The sequence below is a fragment of the Psychrobacter sp. MF31 genome, from assembly GCF_012847335.1.
Taxonomy (GTDB): domain Bacteria; phylum Pseudomonadota; class Gammaproteobacteria; order Pseudomonadales; family Moraxellaceae; genus Psychrobacter.
The window spans coordinates 144,135-168,354 of the sequence record NZ_JABBDX010000005.1 but is presented as its reverse complement, the minus strand read 5'-3'; the positions used below and the strand labels follow the sequence as shown (position 1 = coordinate 168,354).

Here is a 24,220-nt window from a genome sequence, read left to right as displayed (position 1 = left end):
CTTTTTTATTGAAGATTTTCTTATTATTTTAGTTTTTTACTATCTTTAAGATTGTAGCTTGCCGGTGATGATTTTGTGGTCAAAAGTTTCGCGGCGCTTTTTTTCGCTAAAATTTGCGCTACTATATTAGAATAGTTTTTTATGATAACTTTAAAAACAATTTTACCTTTACCGCGTTAGGATGCTCTCAATGAACGATTTGCAAGCTCAGTCCCACCTTACCATTCAAAGCCCAAAGCAAGATATTATCATTGGTAATGATAAGCCATTTGTGTTGTTTGGTGGCATGAACGTTTTGGAGTCCAAAGAGCTAGCGTTTGAGATTGCCGAGCAGTATATCGAAATTTGCAATCGCCTCAATATTGGCTTTGTGTTTAAAGCAAGTTTTGATAAGGCAAATCGCTCAAGTTTGACCTCATTTCGCGGGCCTGGACTTGAAACGGGAATGGATTGGCTTGGGCAAATCAAAGCCAAATTTGGCGTGCCAGTTATTACTGATGTTCATGAGCCGTATCAAGCCGCGCCAGTTGCCGAAGTTGCCGATATCATTCAGCTTCCAGCATTTTTATCGCGGCAAACCGATTTGGTGCAAGCCATGGCAAAAACAGGCGCGATTATTAACATTAAAAAAGCGCAGTTTTTAGCGCCGCATGAGATGCGCCATATTATTAATAAGTGTCTTGAGGCAGGCAATAATAAAATCATTTTGTGCGAGCGCGGCAGTGCCTTTGGTTATAACAATTTGGTCGTGGATATGCTTGGCTTTGATACCATGAAGCAGATGAACGTTCCGGTGTTTTTTGATGTGACCCATAGCCTTCAGCAGCCAGGCGCTCGAAGTGATAGCGCAGGCGGTCGCCGTGAACAAATCACCACTTTAGCACGCGCTGGCATGGCGACAGGACTTGCAGGGCTATTTTTAGAAGCGCATCCCAATCCTGAAGCCGCGAAATGCGATGGTCCTTGTGCGCTTAGAGTGAGCCAACTTGAGCCATTTTTACGTCAAATTCAACAGCTTGATACGCTTGTTAAAGGCTTTGAAAAGCTCGATACTCATTAATAGCATTAAAAAAATAACTAAAAAAGGAGCGCTTATGGCAATTCAAGTGGCAAAAGTCAGTATTGAAAATATCGATACCCCTGAGGGCGTTGACAGTGTGATGACGGCGCTTAAAAACATCACGGGCGTGACGGCAATCGATCTTGATCCCGTGAGTCAAACGGCATTGGTAAGTTATGATGACAATGAGACGACCATTCATGCGTTGACCGCGGCGATTACTATGGTTGATTACGTCACTCAGCCGTTTCCTATCGATGCGCCGCAAAATCCGCGCTATCACTAATTTTTAACGCGCTAAATTTTTAAAATATTACCTTTTTAAAACATTACCTTTTTAAAATAATGATTGTTAGTTAATTAATTAGGAGCCAATCATGACTGAACAAACTAAAACGATTAACATTGATGGCATGACCTGCCAAGGTTGCGTGGCAAGCATTTATAATGCCACTGCCGATATTGAGGGCTTGACCAACATGAGCATCGACTTGTCAGCGAACAATGCTACGGTAACGTTTGATGACAGCCAAACGAGCGCTGATAAGATCGTAAGCGCGATTGAAGATGCTGGATTTGACGCGGCGGTTGCCAATCAATAAATCATTTTTAGATAACAGCTAAAAACCAGCCTTTGAGCTGGTTTTTCTTTTTTTGACCGCTGTCAAAGGCTGATATTATAAGCGTGACTAGTTTTTAAGTGTTTTAGGCATTGCAATTTTGGCAAGCATAACCATCTTTATAATCATGCGTGTTGAGTTTGCCTGTTGTCAATGTAAATAAAGAGTAGTTTTCATGAGTGATTTTTCCGATTCTGTCCTTGATGCCGATCTTGATGTGACCTCAAACGTTACCAAGCGCTCAAAGCCTTCGCCCGATAGCGCCCATTTGCAGTTAGCGATTGAAGGCATGACTTGTCAAGCTTGCGCCTCAAGGATTGAAAAGGTGCTTAATAAGAAGCCGGAAATTTACGCGGCAAGCGTCAACTTTGCCGGCGAAACCGCCAATGTGGATTACAATCCTGAAGCTGTTAGCACTAAGCAGATTTTAGAATGGGTCAATAAAACGGGATTTGTTGCCAATTTACAAGAAGAAGCTGAGCTGTTTGAAGCAAAAGACGAAAAATTAGGATTGCCTTGGCGATTGATTGCGCTTTGGCTGTGTTTGCTGCCGTTTCTGGCAGGAATGCTTGGGATGATGGTTGGGGCTGGCATGTCGTGGATGCCGCCGCTTTGGGTTCAGTTTTTGCTTGCGACTATTGTTCAGTTTGGCTTAGCGCTACCCTTTTACAAAAGCGCTTGGGCGTCGATCAAAGGTGGTCTTGCCAATATGGATGTGCTTGTGGTCATTGGCACACTGACCATTTGGGCGTATTCGACGTATATTTGGCTGGCTCATGGCGACGGCAGTTCGGCGGCTTTGATGCAAGGCATGGGGCAGGGTCATGACAGCGCCGGCGTTTATTTTGAAGCTGGCGTGATGGTCATCGCTTTTGTTCGCACCGGAAAATACCTTGAGGAGCGCACCAAAAAGCAAAGTTTAAACAGCATCGATTTATTATTATCGCTTACGCCCGATAATGTTGAGCAATTGCAGCCCAACGGCGATTTTCATGAAGTAGCGCTCAAAGAGGTGCAACTTGGGGATATTTTGCGCGCCAAACAAGGCAGCCGAATTGCAACCGATGGTAACGTGATTAAGGGCGAAGGCTATTGCGTTGAAAGTCATTTAACCGGCGAGTCGGTACCTTTAAAAAAACAAGTCGGCGATGATTTACTGGCAGGAGCTTTGGTTGAAAATGGCAGTTTGGTTTATCAAGTTCAAGCCAAAGGTCGTGACACCAAGCTTGGTGATATGGTGCAAGCGCTGAGTGATGCTCAAGGCTCCAAAGCCAATTTGGCGCGGCTTGCTGATAAAGTCACCGCGGTTTTTGTTCCTGTTGTGATTACGATTGCGCTGATTACTTTTGGGATCACGTGGTGGTGGTCGGGCGTTTTAGAAACGGCGCTGATGCATGCGGTGTCCGTTTTGGTGATTGCTTGTCCTTGCGCCCTTGGTCTTGCCACCCCTGCCGCGATCATGGCAGGAATGGGCGTTGCCGCGCGCCATGGGATTTGGTTTAAAGATGCCCAAAGCCTTGAAGCTGCTGGAAATATTGATACCGTTGTTTTGGATAAAACGGGAACGCTTACGGTTGGTCGACCAACCATCGTTGATGCGGTGATGGCAGATAAGAGCATTAACCGCGATGAGGTGCTGCAATTAGCCGCAAGCGTTGAAGCTCATGCCAGCCATCCGCTGGCAACCGCTATTGTAAATGCTGCAAAAGCGCAAAAACTGCCGTTACTTCCTGCCAGTCAAATTAATGTCGTGAAAGGCGCGGGAATTGAAGCGGTCATTGAAAACTTAGGTATCGTTCGTGTTGGAACAGCAAAATTTGCCAATTTAACCTTGCCAAAGCTGATGCCCAAAGCTTGGCAAATCGCCAGTACCGTCGCGGTCAGTATTAATGATGTGCCATTAGGCGCGTTTGCTTTAGCCGATGATTTAAAACCGGACAGCTTAGCGGCAATTACCGCGCTTAAAGATGCTGGGATCCAAGTGATATTAATGAGTGGTGACAACCAATCGGTCGTCGATTATGTGGCGGAACAATTAGCAATGGATCGCGCCTTTGGTCAATTAAGTCCGCGCGATAAAGCTGACAAAATTAGCGAGCTGCAAAGTCAAGGTCATAAAGTTGCCATGGCAGGCGATGGTGTGAATGATGCCCCTGCCATGGCAACTGCCGATGCCAGCTTTGCCATGGTTGAAGGCACCGATGTGGCTCAGCATAGCGCATCAGCACGATTGATGGGCGAGTCGTTACTTCATATTAATGCCGCCCAAAAGATTGCTAATGCAACGTTAAAAAACATCAAGCAAAATCTATTTTTTGCCTTTATTTATAATTGTTTGGGGATTCCGTTAGCCGCATTTGGATTTTTAAACCCTATGATTGCCGCCGCTGCGATGGCGCTTAGCTCCATTTCCGTGCTGCTCAATGCGCTACGTCTCACGCGATTTCAAACGCCTATTGAGGCAGATAATGTTTTGCCAAAGCGCGCTGATTAACAAAATTTATGCTATGATGGCAGCCATTAGAATGCGCCGAATTGCTTTTGCCAAAAGCGCGGCTCATCTTTTTTTCCTGCTATGCTTCCTATAAATTTTGGCTTAAATTTTTCTATTTTATTTCATACCACTTGGCATGACCAAAGGATAATTTCAAACCATGTACGCTGAAGAAACCAAAAACGGCTCAGAGATCAAAGACATTCGCGCGCGCGAGATTTTAGACTCACGCGGTAACCCGACCATTGAAGCGGACGTCATTTTAGAAGATGGCACGATTGGTCGCGCAGCCGCGCCAAGTGGCGCCTCAACCGGATCGCGAGAAGCACTTGAGCTTCGTGATAATGACAGCAGCCGCTATTTGGGAAAAGGCGTTAAAAAAGCCGTTGCTAATGTCAACAGCCAAATCCGAAGCGCCTTGATGAATACCGATGTCAGTGAACAGCAGCGCATTGATGACACCATGATTGAGCTTGATGGCACCCAAAACAAAGACAACTTGGGCGCCAATGCCATGCTTGCGGTGTCGCTTGCTGCTGCCAAAGCCGCGGCGCAATCGCAAAATCTGCCTTTGCACCAATACATTGCCAACCTTCGCGGTCAAACGTCCTTGACCATGCCTGTGCCGATGATGAACATTTTAAATGGTGGCGAGCACGCGGACAATACCGTTGATATCCAAGAGTTTATGATTGAGCCGGTTGGCTTTAGCAGCTTTTCAGACGCCCTTCGCGCCGGAACTGAAATCTTTCATAGCTTAAAATCAGTATTAAAATCGCAAGGCTTAAATACTGCAGTTGGTGATGAAGGCGGTTTTGCCCCGAACCTTCGTAGCAATGAAGAAGCCATCACCGTTATCATGAAAGCCATTGAACAAGTAGGCTACCAAGCCGGAAAAGACATTTATCTGGCGCTCGATTGCGCGGCAAGTGAATTTTATAAAAACGGTCAATATGTTCTTGCAGGCGAAGGCAACAAAGCCTTTGATAGTCAAGGATTCTCTGATTATTTGGTTGGGCTTACCCGTCAATATCCCATCATTTCTATCGAAGATGGCTTGGATGAGTCTGACTGGGATGGCTGGGCGTACCTAACTCAGCAAATCGGTGATAAAGTGCAACTGGTCGGCGATGACTTATTTGTGACCAATCCTGCTATTTTGCAAGAAGGCATTGACAAGCACATTGCCAACGCCATTTTGATCAAATTTAACCAAATTGGTACGCTATCAGAAACTTTAGACGCGATTTATTTGGCGAAGAAAAATGGCTATGCCACCATTATCTCGCACCGCTCGGGTGAGACAGAAGACAGCACCATTGCCGACTTAGCCGTTGGAACTGCCGCCGGTCAAATCAAAACTGGATCACTTTGCCGATCAGATCGCGTTGCCAAATACAATCAGCTATTGCGTATCGAGCAGCAAATCCGCGCAAGCTACCGCGGGGCAGATGAGTTTATTGGGCTTCGCGGCTAATTTACTTGTTTTTAATTGCTTTGAGCTTAGCAGGGCAGTGGTCTTGCTAAGCGTTTTTTAAAACTGTTTGTTTATTGCCGTTATCTACTCTTATTTTAGTTGACTTCATTGGTTATGAAATATTTTAGTCAGTTTTTATTATCTGCGTTTGCTATTATTGTGCTGCTTGGGCTGCAATACCAATATTGGTTTGGTGAAAACGGTCATTTTGAGCGCAAACAATTAAATGCAGAAATTGAAAAGCAGCAACAGCAAAACGACAGCCAACTGCTTGCTAATGAGCTGCTAAAAACCGACGTTTACGACTTAAAAAACGGTTTAGAGGCGGTAGAAGAACACGCTCGCCTTGATTTAGGACTGATTAAACCCAATGAGACTTTTGTCCAAATCTCAACCGCTCCTATCGCCTATCAAGCTAATCCTGAGCAATAGTTGACAATATTTCTTGATCCACATTTGAATTCATTTTTTATCTTATCCCCTACCTTTTTAAGAGCCCGCTCATGACCCAACAGCGCTTAGACAAAGCGTTAACTGCCAGTAATCTATCCATTCAAATTTATCCTATGATTGTTGCGGCAGGATCGGGGAGCCGGTTTAATACAAAGTTACCAAAACAATTCACCCCAATTTTTGGCAAAACTATTTTAGAGCACAGTGTCCGCTGTTTGGCTAAAAGCGACTATATTGAGCGCTGTTTGCTCGTGATTAGCGCAACGGATCAAACCACGCGCCAACTAAATTTTGATTTACCCGTAAGCTTTGCCATTGGTGGTGCTGAGCGCTGGCAATCGGTCAAGGCAGGGCTTATTGCGCTGATTGAAAGTGGCGCTCGTGATGAAGATTTGGTCATAATTCATGATGCGGCGCGACCAGCGGTTCCAGTTTCAGACATCAACAATGTGATTCACAGCGCCCTTGATGAGCCATTTGGCGCGATTTTAGCTGCTCCGGTTGCCGATACGCTCAAGCAAGCTGCCCCTAACGGCTATATTGCTAAAACTATCGATAGAAGCCAGATGTGGCACGCGCAAACGCCGCAAGTCTTTCGTGTTGGTGCACTTTTAAAAGCATTAGACCATATTGCTCAAAACGATATCGCGATCACTGATGAGGCGAGTGCTTTTGAAGCATTAAGCCTCCCAATTCGGTTGGTGGCAGGCAGCAGACAAAATATTAAACTGACTTTTCCTGAAGACAAAGCCATCATTGAAGCCTTGTTAGGCTAGTTTTTAGAAAAATTTTTTAATCTATTAAGTTTTTTTATAGGAATTGTAAATAAATTGATTGCTATATATTAACTTTAGTGAATATATTAGTTTAATCTAGTTTAGATTACAAGAAGTCCTCACAGATACAAATGAAAAGTTGCTATGTTGACTAAACTGTCCTATGATGTAACCAAGTTAATACAATTAATATAATCGTTATAAAATCAATGTTTTATTACAGAAGTTTTTCACTGTATTACTATTTATATCACTAATATGGTGATCGATTAGGAGAGGTAAATTGTCAATGGTCGCTGATTCAACCCTATTTGCGGAGTCAGACCTTTATCATCTGGTTTATGTCAGCCGGATCACCTCGACCGGACTGTCAGGCGCCAGTACGTTAAATGACATTGCAGAGACGTCTATTAAAAACAATCAAGCCAATGATATTACTGGCATTCTTTGCTATGGCAATGGCTATTTTTTTCAGTGTGTTGAAGGCTCCGAGCAGGCACTGACCAATTTAAAAAATCAGTTGCTAATGGATGATCGCCATAAAGACTTAAAAACCTTAGACTTTTCAGCAATTGCTGAGCGTAAGTTTAAGGGCTGGTCGCTGCGCTCAATTATCCTTGAGCGCTGGTTATTAAAAGATCCAAAAGTAAAAAGCTTATTGCCGTTTAAGCCTTATTCTTGGGATGAGGCAGAAACCGAGCAGTTTTTATTAGCGCTGCAAGGTTACTATCAGCAAAAGCAAGGCGAGGATAAGATAGATGCTCAGCCTATCAAATACAGCGCTCTTGGGTTGACGTTGAGTAAAGTTGTTGGTGAGCACCAAGCGTTCTTTTTAATTCAAACGGTTCTTGCGGCGCTGATTATTATTGCGCTCCTTTGGGTGGTATTGGCTGACAAATTAGGATTTTAATTATTAATTAAGTATTAAAAAGCTGGTTATAATGCTAGCTTTTTTAATATTAAAATTTTAAACCATAAAAAAAGCCTTTAAAACAATAAGCAATATTATCATGCTTACAGTTTTAAAGGCTTTAGTCGCTCAATTGAGCTTAAATATGGCGTCCCCACGGGGATTCGAACCCCGGTTACCGCCGTGAAAGGGCGATGTCCTAGGCCTCTAGACGATGGGGACTAGTCGCTTCAGCTGCTTTCACCATTATTGCTGAAGTGGTGCGTATTATAAATAGGGCGTTATCTCTTGTCAATACTTTTTTGGCGATTTCTTTTGGCAACCAGATATTTTTTCTTAATTGCCCGTTTTGGATGCAAATCATTGCTTTTTAAGTGGTGACGAATCCAAAGCGAGGTGATGCAGCTGATCGTTAAAGCAAGCGCCATATAGCCAAATATGGTTCCCCATAAAATATGATTTGGTTCCATAGTTCAATTCCTCATAATAGGCGCAGATTTTGCGCAATGTGAGCAATCTTTCATCCATTAAACAATCAATGTTGAGTGCTTAATTATTAGTATAAATTAAGGATTCTGATTTATTGTTTAGATTTGTGGCTCATATTGAGGAATTAGTTAATGATTACGACTGATCGTCAGTTTCGCTACTTGCTACAGTTGGCTCATTTAACGCATTTTGAAGCATAGGGTAGTGATTTAAAATATGACAAAACAGCTCGGCAGTTTTTTGGGTGTCATAAAGTGCCGAATGGGCGTCATTACCATCAAAGTCGATTCCAGCGGCGCGGCAAGCTCGGGCAAGAACGGTTTGCCCAAAGGCAAGGGCAGATAAGGTGACGGTATCTAAGACGGAGAACTGATGAAATGGATTTTGATTTTTGCTGTTGGTTCGGGCAATGGCTGCATTTAAAAATGCCAAATCAAAATGAGCATTATGACCTACAAGAACACACTGGCGGCAATCTTGATCTTTTCTAATGTCTTTAAGCGCTTTAAAAATTCGTTTGAGCGCCGATTTTTCATCTTCAGCAATGGCTTTTCGCATGGGATTGTTTGGGTCAATTCCAGTAAAAGCAAGGGCGCTTGGCTCAAGGTTAGCACCAATAAACGGCTCAATGTGCGCATTTTGTGGCGCGCCCAAATAAAACACACCTGAATCGTCCATCAATATAGGAATACAAGCAATCTCAAGCAGCGCATCGGTTTTGGCATTAAATCCTGCGGTTTCCACATCGACAACCACGGGCAAAAACTGCCGAAACCGCGATTTTAAGGTTAAAGGCGGAGCTTGGTTTTTGATGCTTTGAGCTTCGTCTTTTGATGGCGCGCTGCTAGTGACCTCTGATAGGGCATCATTATTTATCATTGACTTAAAATCGCTTTGTTAATGAGTGCTAATAAAAATGGGGATCAATACTGATGACGCAGAATTTTAACGATGGCATTTAACAAGCCGCCGCCAAAATCCTGCGGTCAATGTCTTAAGCTTTGATCGACCACGGCAGTGTTTCGCCTGCCATCAATGGCGTTAGCGTTCCGCCGTCAAAGTATGGGAAGCTGGTTGGCACTTGCATGGGCTGTTTGACGATCGTTACGGTGTCCGTATTGACGGGTAAGCCGTAAAATTCCGCGCCAAAGCGGCTGGTAAAGCCTTCAAGCTTATCAATTTTTCCTGCGCTATCAAAAGCGGTGGCATAAAGTGGCAACGCTGTCGCTGAGCTATAGCAGCCTGCGCAGCCACAAGCCGCTTCTTTTTTATGCGTTGGGTGCGGCGCAGAATCCGTTCCGGCAAAAAACTTTGGGCTACCGCTGGTGGCTACTTTTAATAATGCTTCTTGGTGCGATTGGCGTTTTAAAATCGGTAAGCAGTACAAATGCGGCTTGATACCACCAAGCAGCATGTGATTGCGGTTTAGCATTAAATGCTGCGGCGTGATGGTCGCGCCAACGTGGCTGTCTTGAGCTAATACAAAGTCGGCGGCATCTTTGGTGGTGATGTGCTCAAGAACAATTCGCAATTCTGGAAAATCGCGAATCATTTTGGTAAGCACTTCTTCTAAAAACTGCTTTTCGCGGTCAAAAATATCGACATGATGGTGAGTGACTTCGCCGTGAACCAAGAGCGGCATGTTGTACTTTTGCATGGCAGCAAAAACATCAGCGCGACCGTTGATGTCAGTGACGCCGTCAGCAGAATTGGTCGTAGCACCTGCCGGATAAAGTTTAACGGCTTGAACGATGCCCGATTTGGCAGCAACTTCAATGTCGTTTGCCGTCGTATGGTCGGTCATATAAAGCGTCATTCGCGGATCAAACGCCGCTTTTCGGGAATCATCAATATCGCTTGCTGCAAGAGTTTGCAAAATGCGCTCGCGATAGGCGGCAGCATCCGTCGCATTTTTTACCGGCGGCACCAAATTGGGCATACAAATCACGCGGTTAAAGCTTGTGGCAGCGTGGGCAACGGTGGTGGTCAGGGCAGCATTGTCGCGAAGGTGAATGTGCCAATCATCTGGCTGGATGAGGGTAAGCTCGGTGATGGTGCTCATAATTAGCGCTCAGTGGTAAAGTCAGTGGTCAAATCAGTGGTAAAAATTGGCGAAAATCAGCCAGAAATGAGGTTAAATGTAACGGCAATTGTCGCCGGATTATGATAGCAGATTTTGATCTTAGCGACTATTAAAGCTTGGCTTGAGAATTTTATGACAATAAGTTTATTTTTTACGGTGCTAAGTTGATATTGGGTTGCGCCGATTTTATCAAATTTGGCGCAAATTAACCGCCGCGGGCGTTAATCCCTTTTGCCAACTTGAAATATAAGGTAAACTGACATGATGACTTTATTTTTTACAATGTAATTTTTCATCGATCATTTTTTATTCTCTTATTCCTACTATTTGCATACATCTTAATCAGGAGCGATTCATGGCGAAGCTTGACCCCAGTAAAATTAATAAAATTGTTTTGGCGTATTCCGGCGGTCTTGACACCTCCATCATCGCTAAATGGCTACAAGAAACTTATGATGCCGAAGTGATTACCTTTACCGCGGATATCGGTCAAGGCGAGGAAGTGGAGCCAGCGCGCGCTAAAGCTGAAGCCATGGGAATCAAAAACATCTATATCGAAGACTTACGCGAAGAGTTTGCTCGTGATTACGTTTTTCCGATGTTTCGCGCCAACGCCATTTATGAAGGCGAGTATTTGCTTGGAACGTCCATTGCAAGACCGCTGATTGCTAAGCGCTTGGTTGAAATTGCCAAAGAGCACAACGCCGATGCCATCAGCCACGGCGCCACCGGAAAAGGCAATGACCAAGTCCGCTTTGAGCTTGGCGCGATTGCGCTCGCCCCTGACGTCAAAACCATTGCTCCTTGGCGCGAGTGGGACTTATCGAGCCGCGAAAGCTTGATGAAATACGCCGAAGAGCACGACATTGCCATTGATTACGCTAAAAACAGCAAAAAATCGCCGTATTCTATGGACGCCAACCTTTTGCACATTTCTTATGAAGGCGGCGTGTTAGAAGACCCGTTTGCTGAAGCCGAAGACGATATGTGGCGCTGGTCGGTCAGCCCAGAAAACGCGCCTGATACGCCTGAATATATCGAGCTTGAATATAAAAAAGGCGATATCGTTGCCATCAATGGCGAGGCAATGAAGCCATTTGAAGTGATGATTAAATTAAACGAGCTTGGCGGCAAACATGGCGTTGGTCGCTTGGACATCGTTGAAAACCGCTACGTTGGTATGAAATCACGCGGCTGCTATGAAACGCCTGCCGGAACAATCATGCTCAAAGCCCACCGCGGTATTGAGTCGCTTACATTAGACCGAGAAGCGGCGCATCTAAAAGATGAGCTGATGCCGCGCTACGCCAAAATCATTTATAACGGCTACTGGTTTAGCCCTGAACGCGAAATGCTGCAAGCCTTGATTGACAAATCACAAGAATATGTCAACGGAACGGTTCGCGTGAAGCTTTATAAAGGTGCAGTCAGCGTCGTTGGTCGCAAATCTGACGACTCACTGTTTGATGAAAAAATTGCCACCTTTGAAGATGATGCCGGCGCTTACGACCAAAAAGACGCAGAAGGCTTTATCCGCCTAAATGGGTTGCGCCTTGCGATTGAAGCCAGCCGTGGTCGCGATTTGTCAAAATAATATCGCAAGGTTAAGTTAAATGAAAAACAGAGTTCTTTGAGCTCTGTTTTTTTATGAGAATTGATAATGATAAAAGGTGAAAAATTTTGGAAAATAAAATAAATAATGAAGCGAATGTTCATCTTGTGGTCAGTATCAGCCGCCAAATTTTAAGCGTTTATGAGGGCGACAAACTGATAAAAGACTATATCGTTTCTACCGCCAAAAATGGCATTGGTAGCCTTGAGGGTAGCAATTGCACGCCGCTTGGTCGTCATATTATCGCCGTCAAGATCGGTCAAGATATGCCGATTAGTAGCGTGTTTGTCGGTCGCGTTCCGACAGGGGAGATTTATAATACCGCGCTTGGACAAGCCTTTCCCAACCGCGATTGGATTTTAACGCGAATTTTGTGGCTGGCAGGTTGTGAGATGGGCATCAATCAAGGTAACAATGAATTTGGCTGCTGTGATACTTTTTCACGATATATTTATATTCATGGAACGCCGGATGATGAACCTATGGACGCGCCGTTATCTCACGGCTGCGTTCGAATGGGAAATGACGATATCATTACGCTTTTTGATTGCGTTGATGAAGGCACGCCAGTATTAATTATAGAGTAGTCTTTTTATTGCAAATTTTTCTTAAAGCCCTATTTTATTTGTAATAAAAATTTAATGAAGAAATATACTAATTAAGTTAAATGATATAATTTTTTTGGATAAAGTATTTTTTATCTTAAAATTACTATGAACATAAGGACAACAACGATGACTCAAGAAACGTTAAGCACCGTTCAAGAAGCATTTAACGAGCGCCGATCTATTTACGCCTTGGGAAATGATCTGCCCGTGAGCTCAGAAGCTATTGTCAACATGGCAGAGCGCGTATTGTTACACACGCCATCATCATTTAACTCGCAGTCCTCGCGGCTGGTGGTGCTTTTTAATGATGCCCATCAAAAACTTTGGGACATTACCGAAGCTAAGCTTAAAGAAGCGGTTGGCGATGGCGATTTTTCAAGTACTAAGCAAAAGCTTGATGGTTTTCGTAGCGCTTTTGGCACGGTATTGTTTTTTGAAGATGAAAAGGTGGTCAAATCGCTTCAAGGAAAATTTGCCCTTTATGCGGACAAATTCCCCGTTTGGGCGCAGCAAACCTCAGCCATGCACCAATATGCAATGTGGGTTGAGCTGCGCGCGTTAAATATCGGTGCCAATTTACAGCATTACAATCCGCTGATCGATGGTGATGTTGCAGAAGCGTTTGATATCCCTGAATCTTGGGAATTGATTGCTCAAATGCCCTTTGGCAATATCAAAGCGCCTGCCGGTGAAAAAACCTATCAGCCGGTGAACGAGCGAATGAAAGTGATTGGCTTAACGGATTAACAGCTTATTTCAAATAAATGCTTATAGCGCTTTCAGAGCCTGCCAAGCTCGCTTTCCATCGTGAGCTGCAAGCGCTGCAAACCAGCCACTATGAAATAAATAATCAGGCTGGCTTTGCGATTGTTTTAAATAATATTCTTGATTCTGGCGCTGTTCAAGGTAATTGGACAGCGCTTTTTGCGCTTTATCAATACGCGATGCCTCGTCTTGAGCTTTGGCATCTTTGATGAATAATGGCTTGGCAATATCGTTTAAATGACTCAGTTGATTAAGATTTAATAATAAACTTTGTAAAATATCATCATCGTCGTCTTGAGAGTTTGTAGTTAGTAGCGCCTTAATATCATGATCTTTAAGATATTTGATAATTTGCGAATACTGTTTTGCAAAAAGTTTATAAAGCTTTGCAGAAGCCAGTTTATTCTTTTTATTTAGAACTTCATCTTGCATCACAAATGCGATCAACTCTAATAATGTTAATTGAAGCGATGGCTGAAAAATAAGCTGAACGGTTTTATTAATAAGTGGTTGAATGTCGTCTTCGTTGGTTTCATTGAATGGCTTATTATGATAAAAGTTTGGTTCATTACAAAGTCGTTTTAATTCCAAGGTTTTTTGCCGAAAGCGTTTTAGATAGTCAGCAATATCCGCCTGCCAATGGGGATCAATAGCAACGGATAACGTTGGAGCAATAGTTAATACTGAGGCTAAGCGCTCAAGACCATCGTTAAGCGCCTCATAATGCCGATAATTAGCGCTTTTTTCCGCCATCGCGCTCATATTTGGCAAAATTTGTAATAGCGAATGCTGAATAGCCTTTTGGAAAAAGGTAAATGGTGAGCTGTCACTTGGCAACTGAATGGCAATATCGCTGCTAAGAATAGGATCGCTGAACCGTTGATGGTTAATCAACAGCCCACCGCGCTCGGCTTTGGTAATCGTTGATAAGCAAAGTTTGTAGCGCTTGCACCACTGCTTTGCCGTTTGAAATAAAAAATCCGTATTGCCTGATAACAGCTCAAACTCAATCTCATGGACGCTCGATTGTAAGTCATCATCCAAACCGCTTTTAATAACGCCAACATCATAAGCCACTTCGATTTGGCTTTGCGGATTGGTGATCAGTCTGGTAGTTCGGTTAATGTCCGTGACATATTGCAGCGTTAACTGCTTGGTAAGTTTTTTTAAGGAAAAGTTGGCTAAAGCTTCTGCCATTGGCGTGTTTTTATAAATGCTTAAGTCCGGAGTCAAAGATTGGCTGTCAATCATGTTTTGAACCTCTTTAGCATCAAGCACTTGGTTATGTTCAAGCCTTGCGGCTAAGCCATCGCCGCCCGCTTTCATGGTTTGAACCCAATGGTCGCCCTCACGACGGATACGAAGACCAATATTTTGCTCAGCTAAATCGCGCTTTTTAGTATCAAAGTAATACGCTGTCATTTGAGTTTGCTCAGCGGATTTAACGTTAACTTGCCGCAGCAGCCCTTTTAGCTGTGTCTCGTTGACCAAAAACTTCAGCTCAATTTCTTGCATGATTGTCCCTTATAATAACCTTGATGATAATTAAAGCTATCGTAGGGTAGAGCGCTGACTTTCACAAGATTTTTATTATGGATTTTGGTTTAATCGTTTAAATAACAACGCATAAAAAAACCGCCTTATATCAAATAAGGCGATTCTTGAAAGTTAAGTATTCAACTTAGAATCAGTTGATGATTAACCGAACTGGTTCATGGTGTTTTTAGTACCACCGGCTTTAAGCGCGTTTTCACCAGAGAAGATTTCTTTGTGATCATCGCCAAGGTCAGAACCAGCCATCGCTTGGTGCTTAACTGCTGAAACGCCTTCACGGATTTCTTTACGTTGAACGCCTGCAACATAAGCCAGCATACCTTCGTCGCCGAAGTAGCCTTTTGCCAAGTTGTGCATTTCAAGCGCAGTAGTGTGGTACGTTGGCAAGGTGATAAGGTGATGGAATACACCAGCTTCACGAGCAGCGTCGCGTTGGAAGTTGCGAGCTAGCTCATCCGCTTCTTTATCAAGTTCAGTACCGTCGTAATCCGCACTCATCAAGTTGCTCTTATCGTATGATGATACGTCTTTGCCTTCTTTTTCCCACTTAGCGATCACTTGCTTACGGAAGTTAAGCGTCCAGTTGAACGATGGGCTGTTGTTATAAACCAGTTTGGCTTGTGGTTGTTGTTCTTTGATGCGATCAACCATCATTTTGATGTGTTCAACATCAGGAGTTGGGGTTTCGATCCAAAGAAGGTCAGCACCGTTTTCAAGCGCGGTCACACAGTCAAGAACAACGCGGTCGATGTTGGTGTCTTCACGGAACTGATACAAGCCGTTTGGCAAACGCTTAGGACGAACCAACTTGCCATTGTGCTTAAGTAGGCTGTCATTTTCGTTAGCAGTATCAAGGGTCACTTCTTCCATTTCGATGAAATCGATGTATTTAGAAGCAAGGTCGCCAGGCTCATTAGATACTGGGATTTTTTGAGTCAATGACGCGCCTTCAGAGTCTGTACGAGCAACGATAACACCGTCGTCAACACCAAGCTCTAAGAATGCATAACGGATAGCGTTAAGCTTTGAGATGTAGTCTTCATGAGGAACGGTAACTTTACCCGCTTGGTGACCACATTGCTTAGCGTCAGAAACTTGGTTTTCGATTTGAAGTGCACAAGCACCCGCTTCGATAAGTTTTTTAGCAAATAGGTAAGTGGCTTCTTCGTTACCAAATCCAGCATCGATATCAGCGATGATTGGCACAACGTGCGACTCAAAGTTGTCGATTTTGTCTTGGATGGCTTTGGTATCTTGACCTGCGTCTTGAGCCGCTTTAAGCTCACGGAAGTAATCGTTCAACACTTTAGCGTCAGCTTGACGTAAGAAGGTGTAGATTTCTTCGATAAGGTCAGAAACCGCTGTTTTTTCGTGCATTGATTGGTCAGGAAGAGGACCAAATTCAGAGCGAAGGGCAGCGACCATCCATCCTGAAAGATAGATGTATTTTCTTTCAGTAGTGCCAAAATATTTTTTGTTAGCATACATGGTTTGCTGAGCGACAAAACCATGCCAAGCGCCCAAAGATTGGGTGTATTTTGAATGATCAGCATCATAAGCTGCCATGTCATCACGCATAATTTTTGCAGTATATTTTGCAACGTCTAAACCAGTTTTAAAACGGTTTTGAACGATCATACGAGCCGCATCAGTTTCGCTAATGTTTTCCCAGTTGCCGTATTTCTTTTTTAGTTCACGAATGTGATCGATTGCAGATGTATAAGTTGACATCTAGACTTCTCCTTGGTGAGGTAATAAAAGTTAACACACAAAAAATTAAGTATTGACACGCTGATCATGGCAAGAAAATTGACTGCCACAACAAGTTGGAATGATCGAAACTCAATTGATGCTGATTTGACTAACTAAAGAAAGTATTGAAGTTCAATCCTTGACTTCCTCCCCCCAGTTGAGGGAATTCCTACTGCTAGACGGCAAAGTCATGCCGCACCTTGATGCTGCCATCAAGATTACTCTATCTTAAACTCACCTATGATTAGGCTTTGCTTTAAGTTAGAAGAGATACTGTTAAGCCTTATTTATAGGTAATTTGTCTCAAAAAACAAGGCTAATAAAATCGTTTTGAGTTTACCCATTATTTTAAGCCATGACAACCAATTATCGCAAAAAGATAATGAAAATAGTTTTGAAGTTCTGCGGCATAATGATTTGTGACTAAAATCTTTTGATATAAGCGCAGTAGTTGGCAATCGGTTGCCGAGTGGTAAACGGGTAGGTAATGTCATACCCTAAACAAATCCGGCTAAAATTTCAAGCGATTTTTGCCACTAATCTTATAAAAAATGCCGCAGTTTCCTGATTTTTATCTTTGATGGCAAATTATCAAAACCTTTGTTAACTAATTTATGGACAATATCATCCCAGTGAAAGTAAAAACTGCTACAATAAGGTTGATCAAAATTTTATCCTAACCTTTAAAGTAAAGCTGTAAATTTAATAAATAATTTTTTAGTAAGTTTTCTATTGCCTCTTGATGACTCACTATAATAATAATTATAATATTTAGCTATGATATGATTTTTATCGTTAGTATTTTTTAGAGTGATAATATAACAAAATCAGTAGGATATTGAAAAGGTAAAGTTAGTATTTATATTAAATCGAGCTTTTGGATCAAAATTAACAACCAAAAGCAACCACGAGCATAAGCTCAAAGCAGTCAGTAGCAATTATTTTTAGGCAAAGAGAACGACGTATGAATTTGCAGCGGGTTGATTTAAATTTATTGGTGCATTTAGATGTACTGCTTCGAGAAAAAAACGTCACGCGCGCCGCTGAGCAGCTTGGCATCACTCAGCCTGCGATGAGCAATATTTTACGCCGATTGCGCAAACTATTCAATGACCCATTATTGGTGCGATCCTCAGAGGGCATGACCCCAACGGAGCGCGCTTTGGAGCTTCAGCCGCGAATTCGTGAGATTTTAGCAGATTTGACTCAAGTGTTGGAGCCAAGAACGGAGTTTCGACCTTATAGCACCTCGCGCGTATTTCGGATTATGACCTCCGATTATGCAGAAGCAACGCTTGTGCCAAAGCTGGTCAAGGCGCTCAGATCAGAAGCGCCCAATGTGATTTTGGACTTTTTAACGCCATCGGATGTTTCTTATCGCGATATGGAGCAAGGTCGCGTTGATTTGGCGATCAATCGCTTTAACGAAATCCCGCAAAGCTTTCATCAAGTGTTGGTTTGGCGAGATACGTTTAGCTGTTTGTTGTCCGCTGAAAGCCCTTATGTCAATCGGTTTAATTTAAAAAACTATCTCAAAGGTCAGCACGTTTGGGTATCAAAAACGGGAATGGGCGTGGGATTTGGGGTCAATCCTGAAAAATCAGGCGGTCTTGGTTCAATCGATCAGGCGCTACAGCGTTTGGGTCAAAAGCGGCAAATCAGCGTATTTACCCGTCATTATCAAATGCCAGCAATGCTTGCGGCAAATAAAGATTTAATTGCGACGTTGCCAACGCGAGTTGCTCGAATGCAGGCGAATAATGACAGCATTGTGATGAAAGAGCCGCCGTTTTTTATTCCAGAGTTTGAGTTAACAATGGCGTGGTCGCCGCTATTGCAGCATCATCCGGCACATCGTTGGCTGCGGCAGCTGATTATGCATGTGGCAAGGCAAGTGGTTGCTGAAGAAGAAAACTATAAAGAAGAAGAGATTCCGGTGGTTAATCATCTGTTTTAATTATTAACAATAATACTGCAAACCAATAACCGCCCATCGTTTTATAACAATGGGCGGTTATTGGTTTAGCGATATAAACTTTAAATCACAAGCTTTAAAGGTAGACTCGGTAAATAAGGACTTGCCGTATAATCGTCATTATTAAGCGGTAATACGCCTTTTGCTAATAATAAAATCGTCCATGGCAAAAGCTTATGCTCAAGCTGTTGAACGCGTGATTGTAAGCTTTCACCGCAATCTTTTGGGCTGATATTAAGCAGCGCTTGGGTTAGCACTTGACCGGAATCAAGCTCAGCGGTCACCAAATGAATGCTACAACCATGAACGCGGTCACCAGCATTAACGGCGCGCTGATGGGTATCTAGCCCTTTATAAGCAGGCAACAGCGCCGGATGCAAATTAATCATGGGCGCAGGGCTTTGCTCAATGAAATCAGCGCTCAGCACGCGCATAAATCCAGCAAGCACAATCAAATCTGGCTGCCAAGTTGTCAATTGCTCAAACGCATGTTTTTCAAAAGTTTTAAGCGCCATTCGCTTGCCACTTGCAACGTGTGATAACACGGCAACGTCTATTCCCGCATTTTTGGCGCGGGTAATGGCAAAGGCGTCTTGGTTGTTGCTAATCACGCCGACAATCTCAATGGGCAACGCGCCTGCTTGCATAGCATCAATGAGCACTTGTAAGTTGCTACCATTTCCTGAAACCAAAACGGCAACGCGAAGTGGCTTTGACTCAGCTTTGCTTACAGCGACCATTAGCGGTATTCCACCGCATTGTCTTGACGACTGACCATCTCGCCCAATTGCCAAGCAGTTTCGCCAGCGTCATTGAGCGTTTTAATCGCAAGCTCAGCTTTGTCTTTTGGAACGACAATCACAAAGCCAACACCGCAGTTAAAGGTGCGGTACATTTCACTTTGCGCGATATTGCCTTCAGATTGCAACCAAGTGAACAGCTCAGAGAACTGCCAGCTTTGGGTATCAATTTGCGCCGCTAGCTCATCGGGTAATACGCGCGGTAAATTGTCCGTCAAGCCGCCGCCGGTGATGTGTGACATGGCATGAATGTTGTCATTGCCAAGCGCATCTTGAAGCGCTTTAATGGCGTTAACATAAATTCGCGTAGGTGCCATAAGCGCCTCGGAAAGCGGCTGACCATCAAGTGTTTTGTCACTATTGTTGACATCAATACCGCTAACTTCGATGACTTTTCGAACCAAGGAGTAACCGTTTGAATGGGTGCCGCTTGATGCCAAACCAATTAAGACATCGCCTTTAGCCACCTGATCGCCGGTGATGACCTCTTCTTCTTCAACCACGCCCACACAAAAGCCAGCTAGATCATAATCGTCATCTTGATACATTCCGGGCATTTCAGCAGTCTCGCCGCCGATGAGCGCGCAGCCCGCTTGTTTGCAGCCCTCGCCAATGCCTGCCACCACAGTTGCAGCGGTATCAACGTCCAATTTGCCTGTGGCATAATAATCTAAGAAAAATAATGGTTCCGCGCCGCAAACGAGCAAGTCATTCACGCACATGGCGACCAAATCAATGCCGATGGTCTCATGGCGATCCAGTTGCAAGGCAAGCTTAAGCTTCGTGCCAACGCCGTCCGTTCCTGAAACCAATAGCGGCGATTTGTAGCCTGTTGGGATTCGGCAAAGCGCACCAAAACCGCCAAGACCGCCTACTACTTCAGGTCTTGAGGTGGCTTTGGCGACCGATTTGATTCGCTGAACTAAGGCATCACCGGCATCAATATCAACGCCAGCATCTTTGTAGCTTAAAGAAGGCTTGTCACTCATGATTGTCTCGCAGATTAAAGAAGTTTAGTTAACGGGGGAAATGAATAAAGATGCGCGCATTATACCCAAAAACTGCGGCGATCGGCAAAGTAAGCTTAGGGAATCTCAATAAAGCTAAAAAATTAGCTAAAAAGTAAACTTTTTTATTTGAATTTTGATCAAATTCACAAAAATTCACCGCATTTTTTTTGAAGTCTGCGATAATCAGGCGATGATACGATGCAAGTTAGCAATCAAGCATTTATAAATCATTTATTTATCAATCAATACAGTAATAAAAGCCCAATAATAAAAATCGCAATTTTTGGCAGGATGACCGTTTATGTTGCACCAACCCATTGACCCTTTTTTTAGGCGACTGTTTTTTGTGACCGTTATCGTCCTCTCATTATTGCTTTTGCATTTAATGACGCCTGTCATCGTGCCGTTTTTCTTTGCTTTTGTGCTGGCTTATTTGTTCAACCCTTTGGTGCGAAAGCTGTCGCGTTACGTCAAGCGCTGGATTGCTATTTTGGTGGTTTATGCGACCATCACCTTGGGAATGGCGCTGTTTTTATGGTGGCTTGTACCAACGCTTTGGCATCAAATGCAGTCGGCTTGGGAATATTTGCCCAAAATGCTGACGTGGTATAACGAAACCGTTCGAGTTTGGGTTTTTGAAAATGGTCGGATTCGCTTGCCACCTTTGGAGCCAAAAGGCGTCTCTGAAAGCTTTTTAGAATACATGCAGTCGCATTATAAAATCTCTGATGCCAGCACCTTTATGAGTCAAGTGATTGCTTCGAGCATGAGCTTTATTAATAGTGCAGGGCTGATCGTTTTAGTGCCAATTTTGACCTTTTACTTTTTATTTAATTGGGATGCTCGCATTCACTCTTGGAAGATGGCAATCCCTGCGCCCTATAGCCGAAAAGTGATTAGCGTTGCTGAAGAATGTGACGATGCGCTGATGGCGTTTATTAAAGGTCAGCTTTTGGTTATGGTACTGCTTGGGATCATTTATGCGGTGCAGTTGCAGCTGATTGGTCTTGAGCTTGGCTTAATTATTGGTATGGGGGCGGGGATCGCAAGCTTTGTGCCGTATTTAGGTTTTGGTCTTGGTTTTATTGCCGCTATTATCGCAGGATTATTTCAATTTGGGATGGACTGGGTGCATTTGTCCTTAATTGTTGGCGCGTTTTTGATTGGTCAAGCCGCAGAAGGTTATGTGCTACAACCGCTTCTTTTAGGGGATAAAATTGGCTTGTCGCCGCTTTGGGTCATTTTTGCAGTTTTGGCAGGGGCAAGTCTGTTAGGATTTGTGGGGATGCTTATCGCGCTTCCTGTGTCAGCGGTGATCAATGTCTTGTTTAGACATTTATATGCGTATTATTTGACAACGGACTTATATAAAGGTCGCAAACAACTTGATTTATTTGCCAAGCGCTAAGCCGATATTTTTAAAAGCCTTGTCAGTCATTTTGCAAATATGGTATATATAGGCGCACGATCAGTGGTGACTGATCTTAAGATTTACACTTTAGTGCTGCTGGTTGATGGCAAATCATAAAGCAGTGCGGTCAAACTGAGTTGATGATTCATGGCAGAAGCACAGCTAAGTCTCAATCTTGACATCAAGCATGATGCCAGTCTTAGCGACTTTTCAGGTCCCGGTTGGATGGCAATTATTGATGCGGTGCGTCAGCTTCATGTGGGGCTGATTCGCCAGCTGTACTTGTTTGGCAGTCCGGCAACAGGAAAATCCCATCTGCTTTCTGCCATTTGTGAATCCTTTATTGAAATGGACAAGTCAGCAATTTGTTTGTCTCTCAATGAGCTGATTCATACCGATGTCAACGTCTTATCCTCGCTTGAAACCTTTGATGTCATTGCCATTGATGATTTAGAAGTCATCGAGCAAAGCGTAGAGTGGCAAGAAGGGCTGTTTCATCTGATCAATCGCAGCCGTGAAGGTCAGCGCCAACTGCTATTTGCTGCCAATACCAAAGCCATGACGCTGCCGTTTCAATTAACCGATTTGCTCACGCGCTTAGCGCAAGCCCCAAGCTTTAAAGTCCCAAACGGTCAGGAGCTGAGCGATAGAAAAGCGCTGCTGCAATCAATTTTGCGCCGGCGTGGCTGGCAGTTTGATGATCGCATCCTTGAGCATTTATTAAATGAAGGACCACACCGCATCGGCGCGATGATGGATGTGCTCAATTATATTCAGCCGATGTTTTCCAATTTAAGCCGAAGCAGTATTTCAAAGGCGGTCATCAGTGACGCCATGCGCATTATTGATGAGCAAACGCTTGCCGCTGAGCTTGCCGATATCGCCCAAGAATCTCAAGACGATCTGAACCAAAATGAGATCTCCAACCACACCATGCCGCTTGATTTTTAATCGCCCAAGCCAAAGGATTTTTTTATGAAATCGACTGCTTTACCCCTTGCTTTAACGACTGTAGCGCTGTGCTTTACGGCAGCAAATAGCGCCCAAGCGGCAGTGACGCTTTTGGTCGATGACAACATCAAAGTCACCGCCATTAATGGTCAAGAGTTAAAGCAAGGACTATTTCAAGAAAATACTAAAAAGTTTACTTTGCAGCCTGGCAAGCATGTGATTACTGCAAAATATGACCGTCTATTTAATTTGCGCCGCGATGAGCACGATTATTTGCGATCGGCAAATATCAGTGTGGCAGCGGACATGATGGACAATCAAACCTATCGCTTGATCATGCCCAATCAACCAAACGATTACGAGACAGCAAAAGACTATGCCAAGCGCCCAACGCTTGCGGTGTCGCAAAATGGCAACATTATTGCCAGCCAAAAAAGCACCAGTAACAACAATAGCGGCATTTTTTCAGGATTAAATAAAGCTTTGGGCGGTGTGTTTGGGGGTAGCGGTGATGCGCAATTGCAAAACCAAGAAGTGATCGCCGCGCTTGATTCGCAGTCAGTGCAAACTATGCCTGCGCGACCTGTTATCGTTCAGCCTGCTACTCAATCTGCGACGACGGATACGCTCGATAGCTTTATGCAGCTTTGGCTTAAAGCCACGCCAAGCGAGCGCGAAAAAATCCGTCAGTGGATTGCGCAATAACGCCACCTTTAAAAAATGGATCGCTCAATAAAAAAGCACCTAGTTCACTAGATGCTTTTTTTATGGCTTAAGTTTTTACAGATCATTTTTAACGATTAAACTTATTTACCTAAAAACGCGTTGTACATCCAAACGAGTTTTTCTTGTTCTTGAACGTAAGCATCAACAAGATCGGCTGAACCTTGGTCTTCAGCGGTTGCAGCAATGCTTGATACTTGGCGCTGCTCTTCAATCAGCTCTTTGAGCCCATTGACCACGCCTTTTACGCAAGTGCTGCCATCGTGGACATTTTTGTCCTCAGTAATCTTGCTGTGCTGAGCAAAGTCGCTATAAGCATGATAGGGCGTGCCACCTAAAGTTAAAATTCGCTCGGCAATCTCGTCGATTTGCAGTTGCAGCGCGGTGTAAAGCTCTTCAAATTTTGGATGCAAGGTAAAAAAATGCGCGCCTTTGACATTCCAATGATAGCCGCGAACGTTGATGTAAAAAATATGGTAACTTGATAGTAAATCGTTTAATTTGCTAATAATCTGACCGACTTCGGTACATTCAAGACCGATTTGGTTGGTATTTGCTGATTGGCTCATATTATTGTCCTTTTTTTGAGGTTATTTAGGGGGCTATTTCAAAGATTTAAAAAACCTTTGAGATCAGAACTTATAATTATTTTAGCAAATTAAACGGCTTTGTTAAGTTTAACAAATTAAATTATAAT

At 43.6% G+C, this 24,220-nt stretch carries 23 protein-coding genes and 1 tRNA gene; 15 read left to right on the top strand and 9 right to left on the bottom strand.

Features of this window, described 5'->3' with window-relative positions; genetic code table 11:
* Positions 1-190: 190 nt before the first annotated feature.
* The 8 genes from kdsA (at position 191) to HF322_RS08350 (ending at position 7,790) form a co-directional block, all read left to right on the top strand.
* Positions 191-1,060 carry a 3-deoxy-8-phosphooctulonate synthase gene (kdsA, locus tag HF322_RS08385; protein WP_169392954.1) on the top strand — a complete coding sequence of 290 codons (870 nt, stop codon included), beginning with the start codon at positions 191-193 and terminating at the stop codon, positions 1,058-1,060.
* Positions 1,061-1,094: 34 nt separating this feature from the next.
* Positions 1,095-1,346, top strand: a complete 252-nt coding sequence (locus tag HF322_RS08380; RefSeq protein WP_169392953.1) for a heavy-metal-associated domain-containing protein — start codon at positions 1,095-1,097, stop codon at positions 1,344-1,346.
* Between the two features lie 91 nt (positions 1,347-1,437).
* Complete coding sequence (locus tag HF322_RS08375; protein WP_169392952.1) at positions 1,438-1,662, top strand: heavy-metal-associated domain-containing protein; 225 nt, start codon at positions 1,438-1,440, stop codon at positions 1,660-1,662.
* Positions 1,663-1,855: 193 nt separating this feature from the next.
* Complete coding sequence (locus HF322_RS08370) at positions 1,856-4,174, top strand: cation-translocating P-type ATPase (protein ID WP_169392951.1); 2,319 nt, start codon at positions 1,856-1,858, stop codon at positions 4,172-4,174.
* Positions 4,175-4,334: 160 nt separating this feature from the next.
* A complete protein-coding gene (gene eno / locus HF322_RS08365) occupies positions 4,335-5,651 on the top strand; it encodes a phosphopyruvate hydratase (protein WP_169392950.1) in 1,317 nt (438 codons plus the stop codon).
* A 114-nt stretch (positions 5,652-5,765) separates the two neighbouring features.
* Entirely contained in the window at positions 5,766-6,083 is a 318-nt protein-coding gene (locus tag HF322_RS08360) for a septum formation initiator family protein (protein WP_169392949.1), read from the top strand.
* 71 nt (positions 6,084-6,154) lie between these two features.
* Positions 6,155-6,880 (top strand): 2-C-methyl-D-erythritol 4-phosphate cytidylyltransferase, encoded by a 726-nt coding sequence (gene ispD, locus HF322_RS08355; RefSeq protein WP_169392948.1) that lies wholly within the window; start codon positions 6,155-6,157, stop codon positions 6,878-6,880.
* Between the two features lie 289 nt (positions 6,881-7,169).
* Positions 7,170-7,790, top strand: coding sequence for a BLUF domain-containing protein (locus HF322_RS08350; RefSeq protein WP_169392947.1), 621 nt, complete (start codon positions 7,170-7,172; stop codon positions 7,788-7,790).
* 146 nt (positions 7,791-7,936) lie between these two features.
* On the opposite strand, the gene HF322_RS08345 is transcribed toward HF322_RS08350, so the two are convergent.
* From HF322_RS08345 to pyrC, 4 genes are all read right to left on the bottom strand, one after another.
* Positions 7,937-8,012: transfer RNA gene (locus HF322_RS08345), tRNA-Glu, on the bottom strand.
* 59 nt (positions 8,013-8,071) lie between these two features.
* On the bottom strand, positions 8,072-8,260 hold the full coding sequence (locus HF322_RS08340) for a hypothetical protein (protein ID WP_169392946.1): 189 nt from the start codon (positions 8,258-8,260) through the stop codon (positions 8,072-8,074).
* 154 nt (positions 8,261-8,414) lie between these two features.
* Positions 8,415-9,158: a ribonuclease T gene (gene rnt, locus HF322_RS08335; RefSeq protein ID WP_169392945.1), complete on the bottom strand. Its 744-nt coding sequence runs from the start codon at positions 9,156-9,158 to the stop codon at positions 8,415-8,417.
* A gap of 115 nt (positions 9,159-9,273) precedes the next feature.
* Positions 9,274-10,341, bottom strand: coding sequence for a dihydroorotase (pyrC, locus tag HF322_RS08330; RefSeq protein WP_169392944.1), 1,068 nt, complete (start codon positions 10,339-10,341; stop codon positions 9,274-9,276).
* A gap of 376 nt (positions 10,342-10,717) precedes the next feature.
* On the opposite strand from pyrC, the gene HF322_RS08325 reads away from it, so the two are divergent.
* The 3 genes from HF322_RS08325 to HF322_RS08315 all read left to right on the top strand — a co-directional run bounded on the left by HF322_RS08325 (position 10,718) and on the right by HF322_RS08315 (position 13,329).
* Positions 10,718-11,956, top strand: coding sequence for an argininosuccinate synthase (locus HF322_RS08325; protein ID WP_169392943.1), 1,239 nt, complete (start codon positions 10,718-10,720; stop codon positions 11,954-11,956).
* A gap of 86 nt (positions 11,957-12,042) precedes the next feature.
* Positions 12,043-12,561, top strand: a complete 519-nt coding sequence (locus HF322_RS08320; protein ID WP_219848200.1) for a L,D-transpeptidase — start codon at positions 12,043-12,045, stop codon at positions 12,559-12,561.
* Between the two features lie 147 nt (positions 12,562-12,708).
* Positions 12,709-13,329: a nitroreductase family protein gene (locus HF322_RS08315; protein ID WP_169392942.1), complete on the top strand. Its 621-nt coding sequence runs from the start codon at positions 12,709-12,711 to the stop codon at positions 13,327-13,329.
* Positions 13,330-13,350: 21 nt separating this feature from the next.
* Here the strand turns inward: HF322_RS08315 and HF322_RS08310 are convergent, their stop codons facing one another.
* Together HF322_RS08310 and HF322_RS08305 are read right to left on the bottom strand one after the other, a co-directional pair.
* Complete coding sequence (locus HF322_RS08310) at positions 13,351-14,862, bottom strand: CYTH domain-containing protein (RefSeq protein ID WP_169392941.1); 1,512 nt, start codon at positions 14,860-14,862, stop codon at positions 13,351-13,353.
* 183 nt (positions 14,863-15,045) lie between these two features.
* The gene (locus HF322_RS08305) at positions 15,046-16,632 is read right to left on the bottom strand and encodes an isocitrate lyase (RefSeq protein ID WP_169392940.1); all 1,587 of its coding nucleotides are present in this window, start codon (positions 16,630-16,632) and stop codon (positions 15,046-15,048) included.
* Positions 16,633-17,617: 985 nt separating this feature from the next.
* On the opposite strand from HF322_RS08305, the gene HF322_RS08300 reads away from it, so the two are divergent.
* On the top strand, positions 17,618-18,610 hold the full coding sequence (locus HF322_RS08300) for a LysR family transcriptional regulator (RefSeq protein ID WP_169392939.1): 993 nt from the start codon (positions 17,618-17,620) through the stop codon (positions 18,608-18,610).
* Positions 18,611-18,690: 80 nt separating this feature from the next.
* Here the strand turns inward: HF322_RS08300 and purN are convergent, their stop codons facing one another.
* Together purN and purM are read right to left on the bottom strand one after the other, a co-directional pair.
* Positions 18,691-19,368, bottom strand: coding sequence for a phosphoribosylglycinamide formyltransferase (gene purN, locus HF322_RS08295; RefSeq protein WP_169392938.1), 678 nt, complete (start codon positions 19,366-19,368; stop codon positions 18,691-18,693).
* Positions 19,368-20,417 (bottom strand): phosphoribosylformylglycinamidine cyclo-ligase, encoded by a 1,050-nt coding sequence (gene purM, locus HF322_RS08290; protein WP_169392937.1) that lies wholly within the window; start codon positions 20,415-20,417, stop codon positions 19,368-19,370. The genes purN and purM overlap by 1 nt, the downstream gene beginning before the upstream one ends.
* A 322-nt stretch (positions 20,418-20,739) precedes the next feature.
* On the opposite strand from purM, the gene HF322_RS08285 reads away from it, so the two are divergent.
* The 3 genes from HF322_RS08285 (at position 20,740) to HF322_RS08275 (ending at position 23,505) form a co-directional block, all read left to right on the top strand.
* Positions 20,740-21,846 (top strand): AI-2E family transporter, encoded by a 1,107-nt coding sequence (locus HF322_RS08285; RefSeq protein WP_169392936.1) that lies wholly within the window; start codon positions 20,740-20,742, stop codon positions 21,844-21,846.
* Positions 21,847-21,996: 150 nt separating this feature from the next.
* Positions 21,997-22,800 carry a DnaA regulatory inactivator Hda gene (gene hda / locus HF322_RS08280; protein WP_169392935.1) on the top strand — a complete coding sequence of 268 codons (804 nt, stop codon included), beginning with the start codon at positions 21,997-21,999 and terminating at the stop codon, positions 22,798-22,800.
* A gap of 24 nt (positions 22,801-22,824) precedes the next feature.
* A complete protein-coding gene (locus HF322_RS08275; protein WP_169392934.1) occupies positions 22,825-23,505 on the top strand; it encodes a DUF2057 family protein in 681 nt (226 codons plus the stop codon).
* Between the two features lie 101 nt (positions 23,506-23,606).
* Here HF322_RS08275 and HF322_RS08270 read toward each other — a convergent pair whose 3' ends face one another.
* Positions 23,607-24,092, bottom strand: coding sequence for a Dps family protein (locus tag HF322_RS08270; RefSeq protein ID WP_169392933.1), 486 nt, complete (start codon positions 24,090-24,092; stop codon positions 23,607-23,609).
* Positions 24,093-24,220: the final 128 nt, after the last annotated feature.

Excerpts from the sequence above, each read along its gene's own strand:
- HF322_RS08340 (WP_169392946.1), bottom strand. The coding sequence starts at position 8,260 with ATGGAACCAAATCATATTTTATGGGGAACCATATTTGGCTATATGGCG.
- HF322_RS08360 (WP_169392949.1), top strand. The coding sequence starts at position 5,766 with ATGAAATATTTTAGTCAGTTTTTATTATCTGCGTTTGCTATTATTGTG.
- HF322_RS08315 (WP_169392942.1), top strand. The coding sequence starts at position 12,709 with ATGACTCAAGAAACGTTAAGCACCGTTCAAGAAGCATTTAACGAGCGC.
- hda (WP_169392935.1), top strand. The coding sequence starts at position 21,997 with ATGGCAGAAGCACAGCTAAGTCTCAATCTTGACATCAAGCATGATGCC.
- rnt (WP_169392945.1), bottom strand. The coding sequence starts at position 9,158 with ATGATAAATAATGATGCCCTATCAGAGGTCACTAGCAGCGCGCCATCA.
- pyrC (WP_169392944.1), bottom strand. The coding sequence starts at position 10,341 with ATGAGCACCATCACCGAGCTTACCCTCATCCAGCCAGATGATTGGCAC.
- HF322_RS08300 (WP_169392939.1), top strand. The coding sequence starts at position 17,618 with ATGAATTTGCAGCGGGTTGATTTAAATTTATTGGTGCATTTAGATGTA.
- HF322_RS08350 (WP_169392947.1), top strand. The coding sequence starts at position 7,170 with ATGGTCGCTGATTCAACCCTATTTGCGGAGTCAGACCTTTATCATCTG.
- HF322_RS08305 (WP_169392940.1), bottom strand. The coding sequence starts at position 16,632 with ATGTCAACTTATACATCTGCAATCGATCACATTCGTGAACTAAAAAAG.
- purN (WP_169392938.1), bottom strand. The coding sequence starts at position 19,368 with ATGGTCGCTGTAAGCAAAGCTGAGTCAAAGCCACTTCGCGTTGCCGTT.
- kdsA (WP_169392954.1), top strand. The coding sequence starts at position 191 with ATGAACGATTTGCAAGCTCAGTCCCACCTTACCATTCAAAGCCCAAAG.
- HF322_RS08380 (WP_169392953.1), top strand. The coding sequence starts at position 1,095 with ATGGCAATTCAAGTGGCAAAAGTCAGTATTGAAAATATCGATACCCCT.
- HF322_RS08375 (WP_169392952.1), top strand. The coding sequence starts at position 1,438 with ATGACTGAACAAACTAAAACGATTAACATTGATGGCATGACCTGCCAA.
- HF322_RS08325 (WP_169392943.1), top strand. The coding sequence starts at position 10,718 with ATGGCGAAGCTTGACCCCAGTAAAATTAATAAAATTGTTTTGGCGTAT.
- ispD (WP_169392948.1), top strand. The coding sequence starts at position 6,155 with ATGACCCAACAGCGCTTAGACAAAGCGTTAACTGCCAGTAATCTATCC.
- HF322_RS08270 (WP_169392933.1), bottom strand. The coding sequence starts at position 24,092 with ATGAGCCAATCAGCAAATACCAACCAAATCGGTCTTGAATGTACCGAA.
- purM (WP_169392937.1), bottom strand. The coding sequence starts at position 20,417 with ATGAGTGACAAGCCTTCTTTAAGCTACAAAGATGCTGGCGTTGATATT.
- HF322_RS08285 (WP_169392936.1), top strand. The coding sequence starts at position 20,740 with ATGTTGCACCAACCCATTGACCCTTTTTTTAGGCGACTGTTTTTTGTG.
- eno (WP_169392950.1), top strand. The coding sequence starts at position 4,335 with ATGTACGCTGAAGAAACCAAAAACGGCTCAGAGATCAAAGACATTCGC.
- HF322_RS08275 (WP_169392934.1), top strand. The coding sequence starts at position 22,825 with ATGAAATCGACTGCTTTACCCCTTGCTTTAACGACTGTAGCGCTGTGC.
- HF322_RS08310 (WP_169392941.1), bottom strand. The coding sequence starts at position 14,862 with ATGCAAGAAATTGAGCTGAAGTTTTTGGTCAACGAGACACAGCTAAAA.
- HF322_RS08370 (WP_169392951.1), top strand. The coding sequence starts at position 1,856 with ATGAGTGATTTTTCCGATTCTGTCCTTGATGCCGATCTTGATGTGACC.